The 18516-nt window shown below is 39.9% G+C and carries 14 protein-coding genes; 10 read left to right on the forward strand and 4 right to left on the reverse strand.

From position 1 onward, the window contains the following. Nucleotide 1 precedes the first annotated feature (1 nt). The 3 genes from FHG08_RS07745 (at nt 2) to FHG08_RS07755 (ending at nt 2609) form a co-directional block, all read left to right on the forward strand. Nucleotides 2-517: a DUF1566 domain-containing protein gene (locus FHG08_RS07745; protein WP_178955333.1), complete on the forward strand. Its 516-nt coding sequence runs from the start codon at nt 2-4 to the stop codon at nt 515-517. A gap of 152 nt (nt 518-669) precedes the next feature. After that, a complete protein-coding gene (locus FHG08_RS07750) occupies nt 670-1587 on the forward strand; it encodes an ExeA family protein (RefSeq protein WP_058154289.1) in 918 nt (305 codons plus the stop codon). Nucleotides 1588-1598: 11 nt separating this feature from the next. Then, nucleotides 1599-2609, forward strand: coding sequence for a general secretion pathway protein GspB (locus tag FHG08_RS07755; protein WP_178955335.1), 1011 nt, complete (start codon nt 1599-1601; stop codon nt 2607-2609). A gap of 7 nt (nt 2610-2616) precedes the next feature. Here FHG08_RS07755 and FHG08_RS07760 read toward each other — a convergent pair whose 3' ends face one another. Together FHG08_RS07760 and putA are read right to left on the reverse strand one after the other, a co-directional pair. Next, on the reverse strand, nt 2617-3813 hold the full coding sequence (locus tag FHG08_RS07760) for an HD-GYP domain-containing protein (RefSeq protein ID WP_178955337.1): 1197 nt from the start codon (nt 3811-3813) through the stop codon (nt 2617-2619). Between the two features lie 109 nt (nt 3814-3922). Then, nucleotides 3923-7726: a bifunctional proline dehydrogenase/L-glutamate gamma-semialdehyde dehydrogenase PutA gene (putA, locus tag FHG08_RS07765; protein ID WP_138605655.1), complete on the reverse strand. Its 3804-nt coding sequence runs from the start codon at nt 7724-7726 to the stop codon at nt 3923-3925. Between the two features lie 169 nt (nt 7727-7895). Here putA and FHG08_RS07770 point away from each other — a divergent pair, with 169 nt between their 5' ends. Then, nucleotides 7896-8378: a winged helix-turn-helix transcriptional regulator gene (locus FHG08_RS07770; RefSeq protein ID WP_178955339.1), complete on the forward strand. Its 483-nt coding sequence runs from the start codon at nt 7896-7898 to the stop codon at nt 8376-8378. A gap of 88 nt (nt 8379-8466) precedes the next feature. Here FHG08_RS07770 and FHG08_RS07775 read toward each other — a convergent pair whose 3' ends face one another. Then, nucleotides 8467-9072, reverse strand: a complete 606-nt coding sequence (locus tag FHG08_RS07775) for a TIGR04211 family SH3 domain-containing protein (RefSeq protein ID WP_138605653.1) — start codon at nt 9070-9072, stop codon at nt 8467-8469. Nucleotides 9073-9284: 212 nt separating this feature from the next. Between FHG08_RS07775 and FHG08_RS07780 the strand changes: the two genes are divergently transcribed. Both FHG08_RS07780 and FHG08_RS07785 read left to right on the forward strand, forming a co-directional pair. Continuing rightward, nucleotides 9285-10805 (forward strand): CYTH and CHAD domain-containing protein, encoded by a 1521-nt coding sequence (locus FHG08_RS07780; RefSeq protein WP_178955341.1) that lies wholly within the window; start codon nt 9285-9287, stop codon nt 10803-10805. Beyond that, nucleotides 10805-11497, forward strand: a complete 693-nt coding sequence (locus FHG08_RS07785; RefSeq protein ID WP_178955343.1) for an START domain-containing protein — start codon at nt 10805-10807, stop codon at nt 11495-11497. The genes FHG08_RS07780 and FHG08_RS07785 overlap by 1 nt, the downstream gene beginning before the upstream one ends. A gap of 48 nt (nt 11498-11545) precedes the next feature. Here FHG08_RS07785 and FHG08_RS07790 read toward each other — a convergent pair whose 3' ends face one another. Beyond that, on the reverse strand, nt 11546-13063 hold the full coding sequence (locus FHG08_RS07790) for a S10 family peptidase (protein WP_178955345.1): 1518 nt from the start codon (nt 13061-13063) through the stop codon (nt 11546-11548). Nucleotides 13064-13368: 305 nt separating this feature from the next. On the opposite strand from FHG08_RS07790, the gene FHG08_RS07795 reads away from it, so the two are divergent. The 4 genes from FHG08_RS07795 to mrcB all read left to right on the forward strand — a co-directional run bounded on the left by FHG08_RS07795 (nt 13369) and on the right by mrcB (nt 18457). Beyond that, on the forward strand, nt 13369-14151 hold the full coding sequence (locus FHG08_RS07795; protein ID WP_178955347.1) for a response regulator: 783 nt from the start codon (nt 13369-13371) through the stop codon (nt 14149-14151). Between the two features lie 254 nt (nt 14152-14405). Continuing rightward, complete coding sequence (locus FHG08_RS07800; RefSeq protein ID WP_010391070.1) at nt 14406-14744, forward strand: P-II family nitrogen regulator; 339 nt, start codon at nt 14406-14408, stop codon at nt 14742-14744. Between the two features lie 9 nt (nt 14745-14753). Continuing rightward, complete coding sequence (locus FHG08_RS07805) at nt 14754-15983, forward strand: ammonium transporter (RefSeq protein ID WP_054202014.1); 1230 nt, start codon at nt 14754-14756, stop codon at nt 15981-15983. Nucleotides 15984-16123: 140 nt separating this feature from the next. Then, nucleotides 16124-18457: a penicillin-binding protein 1B gene (mrcB, locus tag FHG08_RS07810; RefSeq protein WP_178955349.1), complete on the forward strand. Its 2334-nt coding sequence runs from the start codon at nt 16124-16126 to the stop codon at nt 18455-18457. The last annotated feature ends 59 nt before the right edge of the window (nt 18458-18516 follow it).

The following is an 18516-nucleotide window of genomic DNA, read 5'->3' on the forward strand; positions in this document are numbered from 1 at the left end:
TATGAAATTAATTAAAGTCTCTATGTTATTAGCCTTGGGATTGAGCCAGTCACTTGCAGCGCAGCAGTGTTATGAAGAAGTTGCGACTAGCGATGATACCGACCGATTTGTGATTAATATTGATGGCACTGTGTCAGATACTAAAACAGGGCTGATGTGGCAACGCTGTAATTATGGCCAAGTTTATAATAGCGAAACAACTAGCTGCGATGGTGATACTCAGCCACTAAATTGGCAAGCTTCACTTAAAGGCGCAGTTAATGACAGCACAGCAGATTATAACGACTGGCAAGTACCAAGTATTAAAGAGTTAGCCAGTATAGTAGATCACCGTTGTACCGATCCAAGTATTAATGCGGATATTTTTTTAGCAACGCAGTCGCAAAATTATTGGTCTAACACCTCAGGTATTAGCAATATAAATTCGGCATGGGTTTATCAATTTTCCAGTGGTTTAAATAGCTTACATGCTAAAACAAGTAACGTATATTTACGCCTAGTACGCTATGAGAAGTAGTTAATTAATGTATTAGCGAATCTAAAAATGCGCTTTTATTTAGTTTAGCCTTTTTATTTACACTATTTTAATAATAAAGCCTGGTTGTAGTTGTCACCCAGGCTATTTTTTTGCCATTATAGGCCGTGAATTAACGACCAAGGACTATAAAGGTGTATTTAAGCTATTTTGGTTTACAAGAAAAGCCATTCTCAATTTCGCCTAACCCCCATTACTTATTTTTAAGTGAACGCCACAAAGAAGCATTAGCACACCTTACTTATGGGTTAGGTGAAGACGGTGGTTTTGTGCTGTTAACAGGTGAAGTGGGTACGGGTAAAACCACCATAACGCGTAGTATGTTAGAGCGACTGCCTGAAAATACCCAAGTAGCAATGATCCATAATCCTGCGTTATCAGAACTTGAACTGTTAGCCAGTATTTGCGATGAATTACAAATAACTTACGACGCCAAAAATGCAACCCTGAAAAGTTTAACGGATGTGATTAAAAAGCACCTTGAGTTTAATAATAAAGCGGGGGGGCATACTATTTTGATTATTGATGAAGCACAATTGCTTGCCCCTGATGTGCTAGAACAACTTCGCTTATTAACCAATATTGAAACGGATCATAAAAAGTTATTACAAATAGTATTAGTAGGGCAGCCTGAGTTACAGGTACTTCTAAAGCGAAATGAGTTAAGGCAGCTGGCACAGCGTATTACTGCCAGATATCACTTGTTAGCACTAACACCAGGGCAAACCATTGCTTATATTCAACATCGGCTGCATATTGCAGGTTGTGACAAGAAAATATTTTCAATGGAAGCAATGCAAATGGTGCATCAGCTCACAGGCGGTGTGCCACGATTAATGAATCTGGTGTGTGAACGCGCATTAGTAGGGGCATTTTCGAAACAACAAGAAATTGTTGGCAGTGATATTGTTAAACAAGCGGCGAGTGAATCTTTACCTATCGACTTTATTGTTACAAATAATAAGGTGAGTAAAACAGGTTCGATTTGGCCTTATAGCGCTGCTGCGTTAATGCTTTTTGGTGCAGGAATTGGCCTGTCTTTTATTTTTTAGTTAGGTGATTCATGTCTTATTTATTAGATGCGTTAAAGCAGTCAAAGCACGATACCATGAGCGCTGAGCAATATGACTTGCAAGCGCAACAATTAAAACAACAACGCCAGTTGATGACCTATCGTCGAATTAGTTTTTTACTCGCAGGAAGTTTATTGGCAACGGGTATATTGGCCAGTGGCTTCTTTGTCGGCAAGTGGGCGCAACAAGAAAATGTAACCGTTAAAAATGAGCCTGTTCAAAATGACCTTAGTCAAAAAGAGTCAGGGGTTGTAGAAAAACCAACAACAAATGCAGAGGAAGTACAAAGAACGGTTGCTCAAACAGTAACAACTCCTCAAGCGCCCATTGTAACAGCTGCGCCTAACAATTCTGTGCCGCTGGCAGGGCAGTTGGTTTATGTACAAACCCCAACGGGTGTACAGCAAATGTTGCTGACGCCACAAGGACAATATTTACCTATGAGCGTTAATCAAGCGTCTCAAGGGCAAACGCAAAATTTCTCGACGCAGAATAACGCTTCATCTAGTTTTCAATCACCGAGCAGTCAACCGCAAAGTGTCCCAACTCAATCAGCGAAAAGAACACTTACTGCAGATGAGTTGAGTAAATATAAGGTGTTAGGTAAACCACTTAATCAAAATGTGCCTGCGCAGCCAGAGTCAAATGATGAACTTGATACGGTTCCCGATACGCTGAAAAATGCGTTTGCGCAAGCCGTTAATAGTACAGAAACAACAGCCGACTATGAAGTAACTCAAGGCTCTCGCCTTTCATCACGAGTACAGCCTGTTGAGCTACTTCCTGATGGCTTACAAAGTATGTTACCAAGTATTAAGTATCAGGCGCACATTTATTCTTCAGCTGCGGATAAACGCTGGATAAAGCTCAATGGCAGAGAGCTATATGAAGGGGAGTCTATTGGTGCGTTGAAGCTGTTAGAAATAGCGCCAGATCAGAGCGTACTTGATTTCGATGGTTATGAATTTAGCTTAAAAGCCTTGCAAGATTGGCCACAATAGTGGCCAATTAACTAAAGATAGAGTGCTTATAAAAGCCTTCTAAATCTATATTATATTCATTGGGTTTTATTGCTGATTCAAGCGTGTCCTTCGTTCTTTTATTTGCTAAATCAACGTCTTGAACTTCAGTGTAACGCCCATGTTTTGCATTGAAAAACGTTTTTACTACTGGCTTTAATGGTGTTGCTGGATTGCTTTGAGTAACGAGTCCCACCTTTTGGCTTGAGAGTTTTACCAGTGTGCCCACAGGGTGAATACCAATGCACTGAATAAACTTATTAAGTAGCACCCCATCAAAGCTATCTGGGCAGCCTTGCTTTAAAATTTTAAATGCTCTAATTGGCTCCATGCCTGCTTTATAAACCCGTTCAGCGGTTAATGCATCATAAACATCAACAATAGACGCCATACGAACGTACTGGCTTATTTCATTGCCTTGTTTGCCAAAGGGATAGCCTTTACCATCTAAACGCTCGTGATGCATACCTGCAATATCTACGGCAATCCCCGTTAATCCTGCGTCTTCTAGTATCTCTTTGCTAAAGAGCGCATGATTCTGCATCACTTTGAATTCTTCGTCCGTATAACGACCTGGTTTGTTGAGAATAGCATCAGGGATTTTTATTTTTCCCATATCATGTAAAAGAGCGCCAGTGGCAAGTTCTTCAATAATTGCTTTTTCAATACCGAGATGTTTGGCAAAAATACTCATCAAAATAGACACATTTATCGAGTGCTCTAACAAATAGGCATCTTTTTGGCGCATTTGTGTAATGCACGCTAGAGCATCTTGATTTCTAAATACGGAGTCAATAAACCCACTAGCCAGTTCTTTAAAAGGCGCAACATCAACAGTACGCCCAGACTCTATATCGCCAAAAGCTTTGGTTTGCAGGTTTTTTGCTTCATCGTAAAGCTTTTTAGCTTTACTCATTTCTTGCTCAGCACTGTGGGTAATTAACCAAGGATCGCGCTTTTTGATTTCGTGCTGAGTAGGTAAGGTTGCTTGTGTTTCAGGTGCTTCAGATTCGAGCATTTTATCAGGGTCGATTTCAACCTCTAAAATTCCTGATTTTATTAATTTATCAATTCCACTTTGAGTTTTAACCCAGCCTTGGTTTTTTATTCTAATGCTACCAGTTTGTTTAACAACTTTTTGTACAAACATACCAGGCTTTAGCTGTGAAGTAGGAATGATTTTCAAAGTGAACTCTAATTAACAGTTATTATTTTTTAAATTAACAAATAAATGCGTAGATAGGAATAAAAAAGGCATCAAATAGATGCCTTTATTTAGATTAATGCATTAATTGCTATTCATCATCTTCAACAAGGGTCATCAACGAGGTGTTACCGCCTGATGCCGTCGTGTCTATACTGATTGTTTTTTCAGTAATTAAGCGCTTAATTAGCGTGTCGTAATACTCAGAGCTGATCACTGGTAGTATTGCGCCTTTACGTTGTGCAAGCTGTTGGCTGAAGTAGCCTAAGCGAGAAGAACGTGCAGCAACTACCGCACCGGCTAGGTGAGGATGCGCCAATATCGCTTGTAATTGATTTGGTTTAGCTACTTGGAAAACACCTTCAGCAACGCCAGTCGCAATAAACTTATCTCTAAAAGCAACCGCTTCATCATAAAATATTTCAGATGCTACCGTTATTACCGTGTTACCAGCAGCAAGCGCGGTAATAATCGATAGTGCCCAAAAGTTAAATGAGGTGCTCTTATCTGCGTAACATACTACACAGCCGCGTGCTTCAAGGTGAAGAGTGTTTGACTCACCCGTTGGCCCCGGTAAGGTTGTATATTTGCGCATGTGCTTTTCTAAGCGGTTTAACTGAGCACGTGCATCGGCAAGCGTTAACGCTAAATCGTCTGCAAGATCATCAATAATTTCAACGGTTGCTACTTTCGCTAATAACTGACGCACCGCAGAAACACGATCATTCAGTGGTGTTGCACGCCAAATTTTTTCATCGCGCATAGAGTTAACCATTAGCTTTTCTACTTGCTCATTTGCGCCACTGTAGTGGTGTAAATCAAGCTCGTCTGGCGTTAGGTTAGTCATTTGTACGTTATCTGGTGATGCTTTTTCTTTAATTAAGCGTTGTAGGTAGTTTGGTCCACCGGCTTTAGGGCCAGTACCCGATAGTCCACGGCCACCAAATGGTTGCACGCCAACAATCGCACCAATCATATTACGGTTTACGTAAACATTACCTGCGCGCGACATTTTAGCTAGGTGTTCACAGCGCTCTTCAATACGAGAATGAATACCCATTGTTAAGCCGTAACCGGTGTTGTTAATTTGGTCGACAACACTATCAAGCTCACTCGCTTTAAAGCGGATCACATGTACACATGGGCCAAATACTTCACGCTTTAATACCGATAAGTCTTTGATTTCGTATAAACGTGGTGCAAAGAAAAATGCGCCATTTTCGCTGTTATCAGGAATTTTACACTCGTAGTGAAGTGTTGCATTACCTTTTAGGTATTCAACATGAGCATTAAGTGTTTTCAGCGCTTTTTCATCAATTACAGGGCCTACGTCTGTAGAGAGTAATGATGGGTCGCCAATATGTAACTCAGCAAGTGCGCCTTTGATCATATCGATAATGCCATCAGCAACATCTTCTTGAATAAAGAGCACGCGTAATGCCGAACAACGTTGACCGGCACTTTGGAAACCAGAACTGATAACATCATCAACAACTTGCTCAGGAAGCGCAGTTGAGTCAACAATCATACAGTTTTGACCGCCAGTTTCTGCAATTAAAGGTACTTGAATATCGTTACGTGCAGCTAATGTTTGCGAAATAAGCGTGCCCGTTTCAGTTGAACCTGTAAACATAACAGCTTGAATGCGCTCATCTGGCACAATGGTTTTACCTACTTCGCTACCGCGAGCAATCACAGGCTGTACAACGTGCTCAGGTAAACCAACAGAAAGCATTAATTCAATAGCGCGTAGGGCAATTAAGCTCGTCTGTTCTGCAGGTTTTGCAATTACAGTGTTACCCGTAACGATAGCAGCTGCAACTTGACCTAAGAAAATAGCGAGTGGGAAGTTCCATGGGCTAATACATAAAATCACACCACGAGCTTCAAAGCGCTCATCTTGAGCAAGCTCTTCAGCACGGGCAGCGTAGTAACGACAAAAATCAACCGCTTCGCGTACTTCATCAATACCATCTTGTGCCACTTTACCTGCTTCTTTGATACAGATAGCAACAAGTTCATCATGATGACGCTCTAAAATATCAGCAACGCGACGCAATAAATTAGCGCGCTCTTTTACTGGCGTTTGTGACCATGATTCAAAAGCGGTTTCAGCGTTGGCTAGCAACACTTTCATTTCATCGCTATTTTGTAATTTCACATGGCCAATAATTTCTTTATGGTTTGCTGGGTTTTTAACTGCCAGCGCGCCCTCTGGTACTTGGCTTTCTTCAATTAAGTGCTCTTCAAACCAAGTGTCTAAATTTTCTTTAAACGGGGTTATCACGTTAATATCAGTTAAATCCATACCCTTTGAGTTGGCACGTTCTTCACCGTATAAATCAATTGGCATTTTTATTTGCGTGTTGTACTTATTACGTAATCCTTGCAGTGTTTCAACAGGATCTGGTAATAATGCTTCAACCGGTTGGGTGGTATCTACAATGGCATTTACAAAAGATGAGTTAGCACCATTTTCTAGTAAACGACGAACAAGGTAAGCAAGTAGGTCTTCGTGCTGGCCTACTGGTGCGTATACACGACACTGGATTTTTTCTTCATTAACGATTTGGTCAAATAAAGATTCACCCATACCGTGCAGACGTTGGAATTCAAAACCTTGGTTATCACCTTTCGCTACTTCTAAAATAGTCGCTGCAGTATAGGCGTTGTGTGTTGCAAATTGCGGGTAAAGCACATCTCGTGCTTCAAGCATTTTAATCGCACATGCTTTGTATGACACATCTGTGGTTGCTTTACGGGTAAATACCGGGAAGAAGTCTAAACCATCTTGTTGCGTGGTTTTGATTTCGGTATCCCAGTATGCGCCTTTTACTAAACGCACCATCATTTTACGACCCACACGGGTTGCTAGGTCTGTTAGCCATTCAATAACAAAAATAGCGCGTTTTTGATACGCCTGAACCGCTAAACCAAAACCTTGCCAATCGCCAAGGTCGTCATCGCTAAATACCGCTTCAATAACATCGAGAGAAATATCCAAACGGTCTGCTTCTTCAGCATCAACAGTAAAACCGATGTCGTATTTTTTAGCGGCAAGAGCAAGTTCTTTTAGTTTTGGAACGATTTCTTCCATCACGCGTTCTTTATGAGTAAATTCATAACGCGGATGAATAGCCGATAACTTTACAGAAATGCCCGGGCTTTTAATCGGGCCACGACCATTCGCCGCTTTACCGATAGCATGAATTGCATTCATGTAGCTGTCGAAATAACGCTTAGCGTCTTTCATTGTGCGAGCGCCTTCACCTAGCATATCGTATGAATATACATAGCCTTTTTGCTCTTTTTCAGCCGCGCGCTCAATTGCTTCGTTAATGGTACGACCCATTACGAATTGCTTACCCATTATCTTCATCGCAAAGTTCACAGACTTACGAATAACTGGCTCGCCTAAACGACCAATTGTTTTTTTAAGTATGCCAAACTGCTGCTCTTTCGTTTTGTCGTTATAGTTAACCATTTTACCGGTTACTAGTAATCCCCAAGACGAGGCATTAACGAATAAAGAATCACTACTACCTAAGTGAGAGCTCCAATCGCCATTTGCTAATTTATCACGTATTAATGTTTCTTGAGTTGCTTTATCAGGAACGCGAAGCAATGCTTCGGCTAAACACATTAATACCACACCTTCTTCACTCGATAGTGAAAATTCATTTAATAGCGCATCAACACCGCTTTGACCATCTTGGTCTTTACGAATGTTTAAAACTATTTGGCGAGCTCTTTCCCATGCACGGCTTCGTGCTTTAACACCGACTTCTGCAAGTGGTAAAATGTGATCAATAACCGCATTTTCATCAATACGGTAAAAGTCACGGATCTTCTGTCTGATCGGACAAGTCGTTGTTAAATCGCCATTGAATAACATAAGCAACCCTCAGGAGTGTTAAGACTTAGGATAATTGTTAATTACCGCTAAATGTTGTTGGTGTAAAGCGTGCATTCTAATTAAAATCCAGCAGAATATGCTGGTTAATTTCGCCGTTTTACGATAATTTACAGGGCATATTATTAACTTATCCATATAAAATACTGATATGACTAATCCGAATAGATTACGCCTGCTTGATCGTATCGATATATCAATTTTAGACGTTTTGCAGCGCAATGGTAGAATTTCAAATGTTAACCTCGCAAAGCAGGTGAATTTAAGCCCCAGTCCCTGTTTAGATAGGGTTAAACGTTTAGAGCAAGAGGGCTATATTGAAGGGTATTTCGCTAAATTAAGTGAGGAAAAACTTAATCAAAGCTTATTGGCCCATGTGCAGGTATCATTAGTTACCTCAAATACAGCCGTATTTAAAGTATTTCGTGAACACATTCTTAAAATTAAGCAGGTTGTTGAGTGTGATATGGTAGCGGGTGGTTATGACTATTTATTAAAAATTCGCATTTCCAACATGGACGAATACAGAGAAGTATTAGGTGATTTGGTTGATATTCCGGGAGTGGGCACACACCACACTTACATGGTAATAGAAAAAATCAAACAAGACCCTGGGCTTCGTTTAGATATATAACGCAGGTATTTTTTTAAAGATAAAATATAGCAGGCATAAAAAAAGCATCATATGATGCTTTTTTTATGCCTGCTATATTAAGTTAAGCTTATGCCCAACCTTCATAGCGTTTTCTTCGTGATAACACGATAGTTAAGATAATCCCTAAGAACAAACCTAAAAATGCAATGGCTCCACCGTAAGTAAGTAGCTGGCGTTTTTCTTTAGCGCTGGTTGCTTGTTTTAGTTGTTGTTCTTGAGAAAGCTCACCTTGTAACTGACTAATTTGTGCTAATAGTTGCGCGTTTTGTTCGGTTAACTGTGTGTTTTGCTCTTGCAGCTCAGGTAACTCAACTTGCGCTTGGCGAAGTCTATTTTGCATAGTGCTTATTTCATTATTGAGGGCTTGGTATTGTTGTTTTAAACCCGCTGATTCACTAATGAATTTAGCTTCTACCCAGCCTTCACGATCTTTATCATCTTTAACTTTTATAAAGCCATTTTGTTCATCAGATAATAAAGTGAGTTGTGTACCTGCATCTATTGAACCAAGTAAGCGATAGTCTTTACTGGCACCTGAGCGCATGAAAGTATACAAATTATCGATTATATAAGCTGTTTTAGCATTAGTCGGCGACGTTGATTGAGCTTCCTCTGCTTGGCTCATAAACGGGGCGGCTGTTAAAAGCAGCCATAGTAAACAGTGTTTTAGCATTTATCTACCTTGTTAATCTAGCAGTGTCCGTTGTGAACGTGATTTTTATTTCGCATAAGTATATAGATAGTATGGATTTAATAGTTTAATAGCAAGACAGATATTGTAACCAGAGCATTTTGCTTGCGTGTTTATGACTAAAAAATTTGCAATATAGGGCTGCTTTGTTTATTTTGAGCACTTATTAATTTTAAGGGTAATCCGCAAGCCTAATGGATACTGAGATAGAACTGAAATTTTTGGTATCAGATGACGTCATTCCACTGATCCCCTCACTAATTACTCAATTTGCAAAAACAGTCACAAACAAACCTTCTAAAAGTTTGCAAAATGCTTATTATGATACACCAAGCAGAGAGTTAAGAGCACTCGATATTGGCTTTAGAACGCGTTGTACAGACGAGCGCTGTGAGCAAACAATTAAGCTAGCTGGAGAAGTGGTCGGGGGCTTACATCAGCGCCCAGAATACAATCTTCCAATAGAAACAAACCGACCAAATCTAATGGCGTTTGATTCATCAATTTGGCCTCACGGTATGCAAATTGATGCCATATCACAAAATCTATACCCTATTTTTAGTACTAATTTTATTCGCCGTACGTGGTTAATAGAAACCCCAAATGGTGCCAAAATTGAAGTGGTATTAGATAAAGGTGAAATTGCTGCGTCAGGTAAGGTAGAAATCATCAGCGAGCTTGAAATCGAGCTGGTTGAAGGTAGTCGTGAGGAGCTATTTGCTTTTGCAGATATATTAGTGAGCCAAAACAGCATTCGTTTAGGGCTCTATTCAAAAGCAGCAAGAGGCTATCGCCTTGCGGATGAAACACCGCTACAACCAAGTAAATCAATCGGCTTTGTTAAACTTAATAAGCAAGTCACTCAAGAGCAAGCTCTTATTGAAGCTATGGGGTTTGGAATTCGCTTTGTGCAAAAACACGAGCAATGCTACTTCGATAAGCCGAGCTTAAAAACATTAAAGCGGGTAACCGATGGCATTAGTTTAATTAGACACAACTTTTGGTTGTTTGACGATATTGTTAGTAAAGAAAGTACCGATCACCTCAGAACAGAGCTAAAGTGGTTATTAAGTGAATTAGCATGGGTTGAAAATGCGATTCAGTTAAAAACTTATACCTCTAAGCGCCATGCTTTTTATAAAAAAATAAATAGTGCTCCTGCGTTAACGCAAGTTATAAACGATTTAAAAGAGTTACAGCCGAGCATTGACGATATTTTTTCGCTTTTTCATAGTGCCCGCTACAACCGTTTATTGCTGAGCTTAACAACGTGGCTGATAAATAAGCAGTGGCGTAAAGATTGGAGCCAAGCAGAGCTTCAAAATGCAGAGCAACCTATTGTAGATATTGCTCATCGCTTATTTGATAAAGATTGGAAAAACTTACATCGCTTATTGCCTAAAGAGCAAAGCTTAGCAGGCAATGATTACTTAAACTTCCGCACTCAATTAGAAAATAGTTTACTCAGTGGTAACTGTTTAGGGGCACTGTTTAATAAAGATGAGCGATTAGAATTTAGGCTCCCTTGGCTGGATATTTCTCATGGGATGTATGAGTTAAGCACGCTTGATTATTTAAAACAGCTGTGTGGCGGGCAAGAAGATGCTCAACTGGCAAAAATACAACTATGGTTAGAACAAAAATCTGACTTTTTAGTTAGTGCCATGGAGCAAAGTCGACATGCTTCATTTGATACAGAACCCTATTGGCTTTAATGACTAAGCACTTTTGTGGCCGGACCTTGCTGCAAAAGTGCATGATTCTTTCACTTTTGTGTTTTGCTACCAATGTGTGTTCACAGCCATCTTGGCAACTTTACGAAAGTAAACAAGGGGTAAGTGTTTATTTTCAGCGTTTAACTGACGATACCTTGAAAATGAAAGCTGAAACGGTGGTTAGCAATGTCACCGCAGAGGATTTAGTTGCTTTACTTAGTGATACCGATACAGCCCCTAGCTGGATAGAAAACATTACTAAGGTCACGTTACTCAAAATTTTAAGCCCTTCAGAAAACTTAGTTTACAGTTATATTGATAGCCCGTGGCCTGTTAGCAATAGAGATGTGATTACTTATTCGTGCTATACAAGGGTGAGTTCGTTGCAAACGCAGCTTAGTATTCACGCGCGCCCAGATTTTTTACCTAAAACTAAAGGGGTAATAAGAATAAGCACCTTAGATGCAATGTGGCTGTTAACTCAGCAGGCGAAAAATTTGCACATTAGTTATCAGGTATATGCGTTACCAGGCGGTAAGATACCCACGTGGTTAAATAATCGGATCGCCCTAAAAAGTACCCTTAAGACGCTAATAAATCTTGCTGAAATACTCACTACTAAGCAGTACATAGCAAAGCCAACCGTTATTCGCACCGGTAATTGCACACATACCGAACCGCCGCAGTTATAAGTAAAAAAGTGACCTAAGTGATCACTTTTTTAAGTGGATATAAGCTAATCAGTATTTAGCGGATTCACCGTCTTTGGGTAAAGACTGCATTATAAACTCGCGTAAATCGTTATTAGAACTTTCTAAATCTGCATGACGTAGATACATCATGTGGCCACTGCGGTAGCCTTTAAAGCTTAATCTATCTTGCATTTTACCACTTGGATCTAATTGCCACATGGTGTACTTGGCATCAAAGTAATTGGTTGCACCGTCAAAATAGCCCGCCTGAACCATTACACTTAAATAAGGGTTTTGAGCCATGGCTAAGCGTAAATTTTCACCGGTATTATTTCCGCTTCTGTCCCATGGGTGAACGTTACCAAATAAGTTATATTTGATATCGGTTTTGTAATTAAGCTCTTCACGAAGATAGTAGTTAATTGCAGGGGTAAAAGAGTGCAGCCATGATGTAAGCTCTGCCCAGTAATCTGGAGACTCACCGGCATCGCGTTTATCTATGCCTAAATAGCGCGAATCCAGTCGACCAACCATTTGTCCGCGTTCACGCAACAACTCTTTCCAAAAAAACTGTGTTGGAATATCTAAATTGTTTTGACTAACAAATGTTTCAGATAAACCCGCATATTCAGCCATTTTTTTAATAATACGACGTTTTTCGTCAGGCGCAATAAAGCCGCCTTTTGCAAGCGCAGGGATGAGCTCATTAACAGTAAACTGTTCAACTTCTGGTAATAGCTCGTCTAAATCTTTTGCTTGTAAATCGGCGTTTAATGCTTTGTGGTACCATGCAGTAGCTGCAAAGTAAGGTAGGCGGTTAGCTGATTTTACTGGTCCGTCGCGTTTAATACCGATATCGGTAGGAGAAACGAGTACAACACCGTTAATGTACATCCACTGACTATTTTGCAGCTCATGTGCTAAACCCGATACACGAGTAGTACCATAGCTTTCACCAATTAAAAACTTTGGAGAGCGCCAACGTTCATTTCGAGATACAAAAGTATTAAGCCATTCTGCGAGGTACTTTATATCGGCATTAACGCCAAAAAATAGCTCTTTTTGTTTATCTTTGGGTAAAAGGTTACCGTCTTTATCTTCTACAACACGTGAATAACCTGTATTTACAGGATTTACATAAACGATATCCGCTACATCTAAAACCGAATAAGGGTTATCTTTTACACCATAAGGTTGAATTGGGTAGCCTTCGTCGTCAATTTTTAAAACACGAGGGCCGGTGTAAGCTAAATGCATCCAAACCGATGCTGAGCCTGGGCCACCATTAAATGAAATAAGTAATGGACGCTTTGTTCTGTCATCTACTTTATCGCGGGTGTAGTAAGTGTATTGAAGGGTTGCTATGGCATCTCCCTTGTTATCCCATACCGGTTGTGTGCCTGTTGCTACCGTATAAGAAAATCGTTCGTTATTTATTTTTGCTTTGTGCTGAGTAACTACTTTACTGTCGATATCAATACGGCGTTGATTATCGGCAAACGTTGCACTTGTAAATGTAAGTGCAATTGCGGCAATGGGTAAAAATAGACTTCGACTAAATTTCATAACTAACCCTTTTTATTTTATGTACTGCAGTTATAGCGATATTTGAGTAAAAAACAAAAGTATTGAGACTAGCTGCCGATAATAATCGTTGAGTTTATGTAATTAAGATTAATCTCAACATAGCAAACAGGCGAAATATACTTGATGTGTATGCCATACTGTAAGTTTAAGGCGATTAAAAAATTTAATTATTAATTAAGTTTTTTAAGTTATTGGTCGCTTTAATTGTTTTTAAATGGATGCTTGAGAGTGATTTATTTTTAGGTTTATTACCATAAAGGGTGAACGTAAATGAAAGGGAGTTTATGCAACGGGTTTTAATTGTTGAAGATAATATAAGGGTAAAACAGGTACTCAAACATATTGCTGCTCATTACCTTGATGTGCGGGTTGATTTCGCTCAGTCACTTACTCAATGTAAAAAGTTACTAAATCAAACTAGTTATTCGCTCGCGTTAGTTGATTTATCTGTTGGTGGTCAAATCGATACTGATATAACTCGCTTTACACTGTCGCAAGGTATCCCTACGTTGGTGATGACAACGCAAACAGATGAACATACACGTTTAAAAATGCTGGAATTAGGTATTATCGATTACGTCATTAAAGATAATCGCGACTCTTATCTTTACGCCATAAAATTTGTAGCACAGTTATTGCGTAACCAGGGGCGCAAAGCGCTGGTTGTAGATAATTCCTTATTGAGCAGTAGCTTGGTTAAGCAAATGCTCGAAAAACAATTGTTTGACGTCATTACTGTTGATAATAGTGCGCAAGCTCTTCATATACTTGAGCATGATCAGGCAATCAACTTAGTGATCACTGACCATAACTTATCAGGTATGAATGGTTTTGAATTAATTAGAGCAATTCGAAATATTAAAAGCCGTGAGCAATTGGCCATTATTGGTTTAGCTGATGTATATAGTTATGGCGTTGCTGCACGATTTATTAAATCAGGTGCGAATGACTTTTTAACTAAACCCTTCACCCATGAAGAGTTTCACTTTCGAGTGGTGCAAACTATGGAGTCAATATGGCTAAGTGATGCTCAAAAAACGGCTTTGTCTTTCGATGCGACAGAGTAACTTTAATCTTAAATACATTATCAATGTGTATTTGGGAGTGTAACGGTTAGTTAAAGACGATTATTTGCGTATTTATCGACTCGCACCAATTCTGTATTTTGCTTAAAAAAAGCGCACCTAAATGGTGCGCTTTTTTGTTTTTTATATTATTTAATTTAATAACCCTCTGTTTTTATTTGTAATTTAAAGGTGGCACAAAGGTTGGATTGTATAGAGCAAATACAATAACAAGCTAGTGTCCTAAGGGGGCCTTTGTGAAAATGATCAGTGCAATAATAAAGCCATTCAAACTAGATGATGTGCGTGAAGCACTCGCTGATTTAGGCATCGAAGGAATGACCGTGGTTGACGTTAAGGGGTTTGGACGTCAAAGAGGTCATACAGAGTTATACCGTGGTGCAGAGTACCAAGTTGACTTTATACCTAAAATTAAACTTGAAATTGCCACTCGAAGTGAAAATTGCCAACGCGTTGTAGAAACCATTACCAAAGTTGCTGGAACGGGCAAAATTGGTGACGGCAAAATTTTTGTTTACGACCTAGATCAAATCGTCCGTATTCGTACAGGCGAACTTGATGATGACGCAATTTAAGGGGGCAACATGGAAAATACAATTATAGAGCTGAAGTTTTCGCTCGATACGTTTTACTTTTTAATTTCTGGCATCTTAGTTATGTGGATGGCAGCTGGTTTTGCAATGTTAGAAGCTGGTTTAGTGCGCTCAAAAAATACTACAGAAATCCTAACTAAAAATATCGCACTTTATTCTATCGCTTGTACTATGTTTTTGTTGGTCGGTTACAACATTATGTATGTAGACAACGTTGAAGGCGGAATAATTCCTTCATTTGGTGGCCTAATAGGTAGTCAGGCGGCAGACGCCGATCATTCACTAGAGTCTGATTTTTTCTTCCAAGTAGTATTTGTTGCAACGGCTATGTCTATTGTATCTGGCGCCGTAGCGGAGCGTATGAAGTTATGGGCTTTCTTAGTGTTTACAGTAGTACTTACAGGATTAATTTACCCAATTGAAGGTTACTGGACATGGGGTGGCGGCTTCCTATCTGAATTAGGCTTTGTTGATTTTGCAGGTTCTGCCATTGTCCATGCAACCGGTGCAGCTGCAGCGCTTGCGGGTGTAATTCTACTGGGTGCACGTAAAGGTAAATATGGTAAAAATGGTGAAATTTACCCAATTCCAGGTTCAAACTTGCCACTTGCTACATTGGGTACATTTATTTTATGGATGGGTTGGTTTGGCTTTAACGGTGGATCACAGTTATTAATTTCAGATAAAGAAAATGCAACTGCAGTAGGTCAAATACTACTTAACACCAATGCTGCTGCAGCTATGGGTGCAATTTCAGCCTTGTTCTTATGTAAATTATTATGGGGTAAGGCAGATTTAACCATGGTACTTAATGGCGCACTTGCAGGCTTAGTGGTTATTACTGCAGATCCATTATCACCATCACCATTAATGGCGTGTTTATATGGCCTACTAGGTGGGTCTTTGGTTGTACTAAGCATTGTGGCACTTGATAAAGTGAAAATTGACGACCCTGTAGGTGCCATCTCTGTGCATGGTGTATGTGGCATATTAGGTGTGGTATTAGTGCCGGTTACTAATGCCGAGGCTAACCTTGTGGCACAGTTAATTGGTTTACTATGTATCATTGGCTTTGTGTTTATCGCATCATTCATTGTTTGGGCAGTCTTAAAACAAACTATGGGTATTCGTGTTACCGAAGAGGAAGAGCTAAACGGTATGGATCAACATGATTGTGGTATTGATGCTTACCCAGAATTTGTTTCAGTAAGAAGTAATTAAAAGTAAAAGTATTGTGTGTTCAATCAAAGCCCTACTCAGTTAGGGCTTTTTTGATTTCAGGAAGGGTTAATTTTTCAGGTGTTAGAGTAATGTGATAAGCTCCTCGCGTTAAATCAACCTTTGGAATGTATTACACTTAAATGGCTGAAAAAAAGAAAACACCGACCAGTAAACCCTCGACTAAGCGCGCTACTAAGTCATCTAAAACATCAGCGCGAAAAAGTGCTGCAAAAAAAACCGCAAGCTCGGCTAAACGGCCATTTTTAAAAACGTTGTTTTCTATTTTTTGGAAACTGAGTCTGGCGACTTTCATCGCTGTAGCACTTTACTTTATTTATCTTGATGCAAAAATCACCCGCCAATTTGAAGGCAATAAATGGCAACTTCCAGCCCAAGTGTATGCGCGTTCAATGACGTTTTTTCCTGGGCAGTTTTTATCTGAGCAAGAAGTTTTATGGGAGCTTAAACGTTTAAATTACACGGCAGTTAATCGCTTAAGCCGCACAGGGCAATATATTAAAACAGCTAATAGTATTAAGATTTTTCGTCGTGATTTTGAATTTTATGATGGTTTAGAAAATGCTCACGTAATTGAACTACGTTTCTCTGGAGAAAAGGTTGCCAGTATTAAAGATAAATTCGGTCGTCGCTTAAACACTGCCAGATTAGAGCCTGTACAAATAGCCCGTATAGGTAATGACTCAAAACAAGACCGCGAATTTGTGCCATTAGATAAATTTCCTGACATGCTTAAAAATGCTTTGTTAGTGGTCGAAGACCGCGATTTTTATGATCACCATGGGGTATCGGTATTTTCTATTTTACGGGCTTTATATACCAATATTCGCGCAGGAAGAACCGTGCAAGGGGGCAGCACACTGACGCAACAGCTAGCTAAAAATATTTATCTTACCCGTGAACGTTCATTAGTACGTAAAATCAATGAAGCTTTTATTGCGCTTATTCTTGATTATCGTTATTCAAAAGATCAGATTCTTGAAGCCTATTTAAACGAAGTCTACCTAGGTCAGTCTTATAACCAAGGAGTACATGGGATGGGGCTGGCTGCTGAGTTTTACTTTGCAAAACCCGTTGATGAACTTGAGTACGACCAAATTGCTCTGCTGGTGGCCATGGTTAAAGGCCCTTCTTATTATAACCCTAGACGTTATAAAGAACGTGCTATGGAGCGTCGTGACTTAGTGCTGCGTTTAATGGTCGATAACAAACTTATTTCCACTAAAGAGTATCGAGCCTCATTAAAGCGCGCAATTGATATTGCGCCAATAAAAGCCAGCTTACAAAAGTCTTACCCAGGTTACTTAGAGTTGGTTAATCGCGAGTTGAAACAGCTGCTACCTGATCAAGAAGTATTAGATGCAGGAGTGCGCGTATTTACCTACTTTGACTTGCAAAAACAAACCGCAATGGAAGAATCGATTAAGGCCAGTTTACCTTATTTGGAAAGGCGTCCAAATACCAAAGAATTAGAAGCGGCAATGATCTCCGTTAATGTTGAAAAAGCTGGTGTATCAGCGTTAGTGTCTGGACGTGATGTGCGCTATTCAGGGTTTAACCGGGTGCTTGATACCAAGCGCAATATTGGCTCATTAGTTAAACCGGCAGTGTATTTAAGTGCACTGCAGCTTCCTCATTATAATTTAGCGACATTGCTTGATGATTCACCCGTGCAAGTCACCAACGAAGAGGGAAAAGTATGGCAGCCAGAAAACTTTGATCATCAATACCGAGGCGCCGTGCCTCTTTATAAAGCATTCAGCCACAGCATTAATATTCCGGCAGTTAACTTAGGGCTTGATGTTGGGGTTGATAAAGTTGCTAATACACTCAGAGGACTAGGTGCTAAAGGCCATATTAATGAATACCCGTCGCTGCTATTAGGGGCTATTGAAATGTCGAGTTTTGAAGTGGCCCAGCTTTATACCACTATTGCTGCTGATGGCGAATACAGAGAGCTGACGTCTATCTCGGCATTAACTGACTCTGTTGGTAAAGTACTTTATAAGCATAAAGTGAGTAACGAACAACGCTTTGATAAAGATGCCATGTACATGACCAAATACGCTATGAAGCGAGTAACTAAAGATGGCACCGCTAAGCGCTTAAATTTACATTTTCCGTCGATTCAGTTAGCAGGTAAAACAGGTACCAGTAACGAATTACGCGATAGCTGGTTTGCCGGGTTTGATCAAAATACAGTGACTGTTGCTTGGCTAGGTCGTGACGATAATAAAAGCACTGGTTTGACTGGTAGTGTCGGCGCGCTTGAAACCTATATTCGTTATTTAAAACCGCTAAACCCCCAAGCCATTGCCGATACTCGTCCACCTTCAATTCGGTGGGCATTTGTAAACGAGCAAACGGGGAAGCAAGCACCACCAGGGTGTGGCAAAGTGATTCAATTACCACTTAGGGCCAGTGAGTTTAAACCAAGACCCCAGTGTATTCGCTAGGTAATAAAAATAAAAAAGCCCGAAAGGGCTTTTTTTTATGGATTTCTTTAATAAAGGAC

This window comes from Pseudoalteromonas sp. Scap03 (assembly GCF_013393115.1).
Classification (GTDB): domain Bacteria; phylum Pseudomonadota; class Gammaproteobacteria; order Enterobacterales; family Alteromonadaceae; genus Pseudoalteromonas.